This window comes from Leuconostoc gelidum subsp. gelidum KCTC 3527 (genome assembly GCF_000166715.1).
Lineage (GTDB): Bacteria > Bacillota > Bacilli > Lactobacillales > Lactobacillaceae > Leuconostoc > Leuconostoc gelidum.
In genome coordinates this window covers 24,130-32,478 of sequence record NZ_AEMI01000007.1, presented here as the reverse complement: position 1 = coordinate 32,478, position 8,349 = coordinate 24,130, and the positions used below count along the sequence as shown (strand labels likewise).

Sequence of the window (8,349 nt, the reverse complement as noted above, 5' to 3'; positions counted from 1 at the left end):
TGTTTTTTAACATTTTTGGTATTTTTATTAATTAGTAATTACCCCAGTATTTTTCCATGGTCGTCAAACCAACACCTGGATTGAAACTATTAGTCGGATCATTACGCTTATAATGACTCACTAATGTTGAAGCGGCATGATACAGATGGCCAACATTATGTTCAGCAGGATAAATAGCTCCACGCTTATCAAGCAATTTCAACATTTCTAATTTCAATTCATGTGGATCAACACCTGGCTTTAAAATGTAATCCTGATGCATCACATGATCTAGAAAATGGCCATAATACAACTTATGTTCAATTTTATCTTCAATTTCCTTTGGCAAATGTTCAAACCAATCAAACTCATTACGAGGTAAAGCAATATCTAATGGTAAAATATCCAATTTTTTATTTTGGAAGACTTCTTGATATCTAATAGCGACACCAGCTGTGACATAACGATGCGTTGCAGCTCGATCTGCCTCCGAAGGCGTGCATTCCAAATAGTCCCCTGACTCAGTTTTGAAAAATTCTTTCAAATATTGACGTGCTTCATCAATGCCATCACCAACCATTTTTAATTGCAAATAGTGTTCATACTTGTCGCTATAGGCTTCAATTCTTTTTGGCAACTGATTTGGAAATACTTGACCTACATGTTGCAATAAACGATCAGGAAAGTAGGGTTTAAAGGTCGGAATATGACCTAATATACGTTCAGCTGTTGACTTCAAACTAAACAAATACGGCAACATATTCGTCCCTATTGTATCAATCACAAGCAGTGAATCTTTGCCATATTTTTTAGCTAAATCATATGCTTCTTTATGCATATATTCCCCAGATACAGGTAAATTCTTAAATTCAGATAAAATATGGCGCCGCAATTTTTCCAACACTGCAGGCTCATTCGTGCCAATGTAAAACACCTGTGAAGCCCCTTCTTTAGGAAATGTATCCAAGCGAACAGCAAAAGCTGCTAATTTACCAGAGGCACCGGAAACTTCATATAATTCGTTAGGATCAGCATTATAACGCGTTGGTGTATGTGATCCAATATTGCGTACACGGGCTTCATAGTCGCGATTGTGTCCCACACGCTTTTCGTCTTTTTTAACTTTATCAATATCAAAATTACGATTTTCGAGATTATTAATCATTTCCTCAGGTGTCTCTCCTAAGTCAATGCCTAAATGATTCACAAGATGCAATTCGTCATTTGCGTCAATTTGAGCATACAATGATAATTCTGTATACGCTGGCCCACGTTGAATCAATGCACCACCAGAATTATTATTGATACCACCAATGACAGATGCCCCTAAATTGGATGACCCAATAACTGAATGTGGTTCTCGATTAATCGCTTTTAATGCGTTTTCGAGTTTAAATAACGTTGTACCTGGAAAAGCAAGTGCTTCTTCACCATGGTTAATCAATTGCACACCTTTAATTCGTGTCCCATTAACCACAACACATTCACGATCGTAGCCTGGTGCCGGAATTGATCCTTCAGTTAAGCTGGTATTAGATGCTTGCATAATAATAATTGTATTATGGGCATGTAGTACTTTCAATACTTGCCATAACTCCATCATATTACCAGGCAGTACAACCGCCAACGCATCACCTTGCCCACTACGGTATCCACTTCGATAGCGCAATGATTTTGAATCTGAAGTGATGATGTGATTGTTACCAACAATTTCTGTCAATTCTTGAACAGTTGTCATAATAAACCCCCATAAAAATTTATGTTTTGAATAACTTTCAAAACATAGTATATTTACACTATACCACTTTGGTTTTAAAAAAGTCGATTTTAAAAGACTTTGGGCACTTTTATGACATTAATTACAATTTTAAATATACATTTTATCATTTTGTGAATGACAGCACAATTTTTTAATATGTTCAGCGCACACGTATGGTATGTATAATTGGAATAACATTTATTATAATTACTAAGCAAATTAAAACAAGGACACCTCAAAAAACGCTTTAGGTTTAGGTTCCCTTGTTTTTAATTATATTTCGACATGTGTCGTTATTTTTTATTCATCAATGAATTTTACGCCTATGAAACACTTGCTAGTTACCTATCACTACAGTTAGAAATTTTCACGTCATATTCTCTGCTAATCTAAGCTTTGATCAGTTTATGACATAAAATTAAAATCATCAACCAACACAATCTGAACATTCGAACTGCCAGATAACAATTTAGATACAGGACAACGCTGAGCGACAATTGCCAACATGTCTTCCGCCTCTTGACGATTAACATGTGGTATTTTTACTTGTGCCGTAACAAAAAACTGAAATCCTTTAGCATCACGTGCCATATCTACACCGACACGAACAACACTCTTATGTTCTAATTGTCGCCGCTTTTCTTCAGCCTCGATTGTTGCATTCAAGCAAGTGGCTAACGCCGCCCCTAATAGTTGTTCCGGATTAGTACCAGGTTCATCACTCAATGGGCCACTAGTTTGAACACTGAGATCACTGGTTGTAATCGTTTTGACATGACCAACTAAACCAGCTGTATTTTCAATTTCGGTATGATATAAGCTTTCATTTGTCATAATATCTCCTTACTAACGACATACTCTTACAAGATTATTGTAGCAGGTTCACATTCTATTAGCTGGCTATTGATTTTGCTGCTTTCTTTAAAACTTCTAGTGTTGCTGTATAATATGCAATACCATAATCAAACGTTATCTGCTGTCGATCTGTCATGCCATTTTCTAACCACGTTGCCAATTGTGCTTGCAGTGTTGCCAATTTAGCTTCCTTACGTGAAATCTCTTCTTTAAAAAATAAAGCCACCTGTTCTGTTGGCAAATCTTGGCTAAAATAAAGATGCATCAAAAAATCAGACTTGAGAATTTCATCCGAAGTCGGTTCGCTAATGGCTTTTGAAAATGCCGCTTGCCCTGCTTTTGTAATTGTATAAATGTTCTTATTTGGTCGATCAGTTTGTGATATTTGTTGTTTAGTCACCAATTTTTCAGCTTCTAACTTTTTTAAAGTCGGATAAATCATGCCAAAAGTCGCATCAAAAAAATGACTTAATCGTGTCTGTAAGATGTCATTAATTTCATAACCAGTATGTGGTCCTCCTTGCAAAATACCTAAAATGACTTCTCTACCCTTCATTGACATAATTTTACCTGCCTTCTATTTGTTATTAAATATTATACACGACATTTATGACGGTTGTTTTTCTTTCAAGAATAAACTCAACACCGCACACATTAATAAAAACGGCACAGAAATCCCATAAAGTTTCTCAAACGATGACCGCAACAACACAGTAGTATGTGTTTCAATGTCCTTAATGCTGGCCGATATCACTCGTGGTAACGCAGTAGTATCTGTTTGAATAAAGTGATCATCATGTGACTTATGTGTTATTTTACCGATCATAGCTGTTTTTTGTTCACTCGGTAATGCTAATTTGCTCACACTACTTTCTGCATAAGATTGTGACTGTTTTTTTGATAACGCTAAATTACCATACAAACTTGTTATAAATATAGCAACTGCCAGCATAGCACCAACTTGACGTAAAACACTTGTGACGCTTTGTGAAGCCGTTAATAATTTACCATGCAAACTACCGGCGGCTATCACTAATATTGGCCCAGCTATTAAACCATAGCCCGAACCCACCATTGCGCCAGATAGAATGATTTGTGTTTGATTGACTAGCGCACCGTTGGCCAACCACAGATAACCACAAGTCATGATTAAAAATCCCATAGTGAGCAACCATTTTGGTTGAATAATAGCTTGGGCAAATCCTGAAATTGGTGAAAATATAAAAATAGCCAACGATATTGGTGCGACTAATAAAGATGCGTGTAGCGCATCAAATCCAGCAATGCTTGTAAAATAAGTTGGTAAAATTACCGTCGTGGCTACTAAGAATAAATTGCTTAAAACAATAATGACAGCCGAAATTGAAAATACGCGGTTCTTGAATAATTGCAGTGGTACCATCGGATTAACACTACGTTGTTCTACAATTAAAAATAATATAAAGCTCACGCTACTCAGACTAAAACATGTGATAGTTAACCAATCATACCATCCCCAGACCCGTCCTTGAATGAGGCCAATCGATAAACTAGACAAAAAAATAATACTGAGTATTGCGCCCCAAACGTCTAATCGTTGTTTGTGTTGCACTTCATGTTTCAGTGTGAGATAGGTCATCCCCAAAACAAGCATAATAATAACTAATGGCACATTGATTAAAAAAATCCAACGCCAACCCAAAAATTGTGTCACAATACCACCAATGGTCGGTCCAAGTGCGCCAGCAATTCCTTGTGTAATCCCTAAGATTCCTATCATCCCCGTTCGATGATCATCATTCACTAAACCAATAGCCAATGTCATGGCTAATGGAAATACTATTGCCGCACCAATACTTTGAATCGCTCTGCCAATTAATAAGATGTTAAGAGCTGGCGCGGCGGCCGACACTATCGATCCAATACCAAATAAAATAACCCCTAGTAAAAAGCCTTTTTGTATGCCATATACTTCTGCCAAACGTGTCAATGGTATCGTCAATGCTGCAAATAAAATGAGATAGACATTTAATGCCCACGACATGTTGTCCAGGCCAACATGTAAAGCGTTACTAATAGTTGGTAAACTGACGTTCATAATCGTCGTGTCCAACATACATATGAATAAACCAAGTACAAATAGTAATGTTAAAAACTTTGTTTTCATCTTTGAATTCCTCGTTTATATTAATATAGTTAATATAAACAATATTAATAAAGATGTCAAGTTTTTTTGAAAATTATATCATAAAAAAAACAGCTCCCGCTGTTCAAAAATGATATAACTACTCTATTTTTATAATTGTCCCCATGTTGCCATACCAATCGATGGAAACAAATGAATTAATCTACCAATTTCATCTGGTCCAAATTTGAATTCAATAGCTGGTAATAGTGTATTAATCACGTTTTCAGCTTGCTCGCTGACTTCAGTAACACCAACTAAATTGTGTTGTTGATCAAAAATTAATGTGTTATCAGCAAGTGTTTCATTGTCGACTTGGCGATACCAATCTTTTGTGAGATCAGTTTGTTGTACCACATAATCTCCTTTTTCAGCATCTTGTACCAACATACCTGCTTGCGCAATTCTTGGTGACGTAAAGACAACTGATGGCACAACAGGATAATGAATTGATGCCTTTGTTTGACCAGAAAATTGTTTGAAAAGATACGTTGATTCAAAAATGGCTGTTGGTGTCAATTTAGGTTGTGTTTTATCAATCACATCACCTGATGCATAAATATTATCAATATTTGTTTGCAAATAGTCATTTACAGGAATACCTGACTTATTGTAGATTAACCCAAGTGTTTCTAAACCAATGTTATCCACGTTTGGTACACGACCCGAAGCATCTAATACCCAATCAACTGACAAAGACTGATTATCACTGTATATCACTTGAATCTGATCACCATTTTGTTCAAACGCAGTAACATCTGCATTTGAAATAAACGTTACACCACGTTGCTTTAAATCAGTGACAACTTTGTCAACATAGGGGGCATGAAACTGTCGTAATGCACGGTCTCCATGCATAAAAACAGTAATGTCAGCGCCAGCTGCATTTGCAATTGTCGCAAATTCCATACTAATATAGCCCGATCCAATAATGGCTATTTTCTGTGGTAGAGTCTTTAACGACATAAACTCACGACTATCATGCGCTAGTTCAGAACCAGAAATATCAAGACGATGAGGCCTTAGACCAGTTGAAATGACAATTTTGTCAGCAGTGACTGATTTACCAGCAACAACAATCGTGTGATTATCTTCAAACACACCACGACCGTGAATCACATCGATTCCAGAATCAGTTAGCAAACCACCAATCATATCTGGTAAGCCATTAATAACAGTTTCTTTATGCGCCTCATTTTGCGCCCAATCAATGTTCAGGTTGCCCTGAACAATGCCAGACAATCGTTCTGCTGCTCGCGTTAACACTACCGGTGCATCAAGCGTTATTTTAGCGTTACAACCATAATTAGGGCACGTACCACCAATCATATCAGCTTCAATGACGCCAACTTTAACACCTGATTGCGCTAACGGAATCGCACCATCAAATGTGCCGTGTCCACTACCAAGATACAAAACATCATAATCATATTGATTTGTCATTCACTAACCTCCTAATGGCATTCTAAGATTTCCGCGCTAAACCACTAATTATTTAGCACTCACATTATCTATAGTATAAACCGCTTTGAATAAAGTTACATGAATTTGCTTTCAGATGGATTATCGTTGATAGTGTTGACTGGTTAACTCTTAAATGCCATAGTACAGCCAGTTGGCGTACCTCTATTTTGCATTCTTTTTGTATAATGTTATTAATTCTTTTACCAGATCTTGATAGGTTATAGCCGTCATTAAATGATCTTGTGCATGAACCATATATAAATTCATTTCGGTATGCTCACCTTGTGCTTCTTTTGTTAACATCTCGCTTTGCACATTATGAGCCTCTGCCAATGACTGGTTAGATTCTGTCATCAGTTGATTCGCTTTTTCAAAGTCGTTCAGTTTTGCAGATTCAAGAGCTTCATGCGCTAATCCCTTTGCATTGCCAGCATTCATGATGATACCCATAATGACGTTGAGATACTGGTCATCCATATTACTCCCCTCCCATCAATTCATATGCTTGCAATAAGACCTTTTCACCATTCATCATGCCGTAGTCCTGCATATTGATCACACTTAGTGGAATATTTTTGTCCTTGAGTTTTTCTTTAAAATCTTTTTCCATATAGCTGACTTGGGGTCCTAACATGACACAGTCAACCTGTCGACTAGCCAATTCTTGATCAAACCCAGAAACTGATGTGGCAAATATAACGACATCTTTTTCTAATTCAGTCGCTGCCTTCTTCATTTTATTCACTAGTAAACTAGTGCTCATTCCTGCCACACAACATAACATAATATTTTTTGTAGACATCAGAAGTATTCTCCTTTTTTATGCTTGATTCTGTTTTAACAAAACCTGTTCACTGATTTTCATAAATGGTATGTAGAACAGCACACCAATAATGAAACTGAATAATTGCACAACGACAGCTCGCCAATCACCACCAGTTGCTAGGAAACCATTAATCAATGGTGGTGTGGTCCAAGGTACTAACACAACTGTCTTGTTCATTAACCCTAACACGGTCGCATAGTAAGCAATTAGCAATGATATGATTGGCGTTAATACAAATGGTATAAGTAGCGGAATATTGAATACAATAGGATAGCCATAGATGACGGGTTCATTAATGTTAAAAATTCCAGGAACAATTGACAGTTTTGTCACCTCACGACTAGCCTTTACTCTAGAGAATAAAAACGTTGCGACTAGCAAACAAATGGTACTACCTGTCCCCCCCATCATACCAAACGTGTCTCGAAAAACACTGGTAATAATATAAGGCACATGATCTCCAGCAGCAAAAGCTTGCATATTTTTATTTGTGTTAATAAGCAACACAGGATCTAACAAAGTACCGTTAATAACCGCTTGATGAATACCAAATCCAAACAGAAGATTTCCCACTGAATATATTAATAAAAATCCCGGTAAACTAGTATTTACGCGACGCAATGGTTCTTGGATCAGCGTAGTAATTAGTTTAATTAAATCAGTGTGGAATCCAACAAACAATATTGCAGAAATGATAGCCAAAAGGGAGATGACAGCTATGGTAGGAATTAAGGTTAAAAATGATTCACTAACGGCTGGTGGCACATTTTCTCCCAAGTTAATTTTTATTTTTTCAATTTTAGATAATTTAATAAATAATTCAGCAGCAATTAATCCAATAATAATGCCGGCGAACATGCCAGTAACACCAATATTACTATAAGATAAAAAACCAGAAATATCGACGGCTTTCTTACCATTGATTGGTAATGCTTGCAGTGTTACAGGCATTACCACAATCAATCCTGCTAAGGACACGATGGCTGCGCCAAGCGCATTTTTATAGTTACGATTTCGTGCCAAACAATAACCAACTACTGGGGCAATGATCAAACCTGCAATGTTTAAGGTTCCGTTAACAATCAGATTACCAAATGTTTGAAAATTCGCCAGTGAAGTGCCTTTTAAGAAGAGTGGGAAGAAAACATTATTAATTAATACACCCAAACCTGCAAGAATAAATAGTGGCATAATCATTGCAAAAGCATCCCTTAAAGATCTCAAGTGTATTTGATTGCCTATTTTTATAGAAATACGTGTAAATCTATCTATGAATTTTTGCCAAAGACTTTTATTTGTCAT

8 protein-coding genes are annotated in these 8,349 nt (G+C 36.6%); all 8 read right to left on the bottom strand.

Annotation, left to right across the window (positions count from 1 at the left end; translation table 11 throughout):
• Nucleotides 1-31 precede the first annotated feature (31 nt).
• The 8 genes from dld to EUI_RS0102135 all read right to left on the bottom strand — a co-directional run bounded on the left by dld (nt 32) and on the right by EUI_RS0102135 (nt 8,349).
• Nucleotides 32-1,717, bottom strand: coding sequence for a D-lactate dehydrogenase (gene dld, locus EUI_RS0102170; protein ID WP_010015749.1), 1,686 nt, complete (start codon nt 1,715-1,717; stop codon nt 32-34).
• A gap of 426 nt (nt 1,718-2,143) precedes the next feature.
• Entirely contained in the window at nt 2,144-2,572 is a 429-nt protein-coding gene (locus EUI_RS0102165) for an OsmC family protein (protein ID WP_010015748.1), read from the bottom strand.
• Between the two features lie 58 nt (nt 2,573-2,630).
• On the bottom strand, nt 2,631-3,155 hold the full coding sequence (locus EUI_RS0102160; RefSeq protein WP_010015747.1) for a PadR family transcriptional regulator: 525 nt from the start codon (nt 3,153-3,155) through the stop codon (nt 2,631-2,633).
• A gap of 45 nt (nt 3,156-3,200) precedes the next feature.
• On the bottom strand, nt 3,201-4,739 hold the full coding sequence (locus tag EUI_RS0102155) for a DHA2 family efflux MFS transporter permease subunit (protein ID WP_010015745.1): 1,539 nt from the start codon (nt 4,737-4,739) through the stop codon (nt 3,201-3,203).
• A 129-nt stretch (nt 4,740-4,868) separates the two neighbouring features.
• Nucleotides 4,869-6,200: a dihydrolipoyl dehydrogenase family protein gene (locus EUI_RS0102150; protein ID WP_010015744.1), complete on the bottom strand. Its 1,332-nt coding sequence runs from the start codon at nt 6,198-6,200 to the stop codon at nt 4,869-4,871.
• Between the two features lie 183 nt (nt 6,201-6,383).
• Entirely contained in the window at nt 6,384-6,698 is a 315-nt protein-coding gene (locus tag EUI_RS0102145; protein WP_010015743.1) for a PTS lactose/cellobiose transporter subunit IIA, read from the bottom strand.
• 1 nt (nt 6,699) lies between these two features.
• On the bottom strand, nt 6,700-7,023 hold the full coding sequence (locus EUI_RS0102140; RefSeq protein WP_010015741.1) for a PTS sugar transporter subunit IIB: 324 nt from the start codon (nt 7,021-7,023) through the stop codon (nt 6,700-6,702).
• Nucleotides 7,024-7,041: 18 nt separating this feature from the next.
• Nucleotides 7,042-8,349, bottom strand: coding sequence for a PTS sugar transporter subunit IIC (locus tag EUI_RS0102135; RefSeq protein WP_010015740.1), 1,308 nt, complete (start codon nt 8,347-8,349; stop codon nt 7,042-7,044).

Excerpts from the sequence above, each read along its gene's own strand:
- dld (WP_010015749.1), bottom strand. The coding sequence starts at position 1,717 with ATGACAACTGTTCAAGAATTGACAGAAATTGTTGGTAACAATCACATC.
- EUI_RS0102165 (WP_010015748.1), bottom strand. The coding sequence starts at position 2,572 with ATGACAAATGAAAGCTTATATCATACCGAAATTGAAAATACAGCTGGT.
- EUI_RS0102160 (WP_010015747.1), bottom strand. The coding sequence starts at position 3,155 with ATGTCAATGAAGGGTAGAGAAGTCATTTTAGGTATTTTGCAAGGAGGA.
- EUI_RS0102155 (WP_010015745.1), bottom strand. The coding sequence starts at position 4,739 with ATGAAAACAAAGTTTTTAACATTACTATTTGTACTTGGTTTATTCATA.
- EUI_RS0102150 (WP_010015744.1), bottom strand. The coding sequence starts at position 6,200 with ATGACAAATCAATATGATTATGATGTTTTGTATCTTGGTAGTGGACAC.
- EUI_RS0102145 (WP_010015743.1), bottom strand. The coding sequence starts at position 6,698 with ATGGATGACCAGTATCTCAACGTCATTATGGGTATCATCATGAATGCT.
- EUI_RS0102140 (WP_010015741.1), bottom strand. The coding sequence starts at position 7,023 with ATGTCTACAAAAAATATTATGTTATGTTGTGTGGCAGGAATGAGCACT.
- EUI_RS0102135 (WP_010015740.1), bottom strand. The coding sequence starts at position 8,349 with ATGACAAATAAAAGTCTTTGGCAAAAATTCATAGATAGATTTACACGT.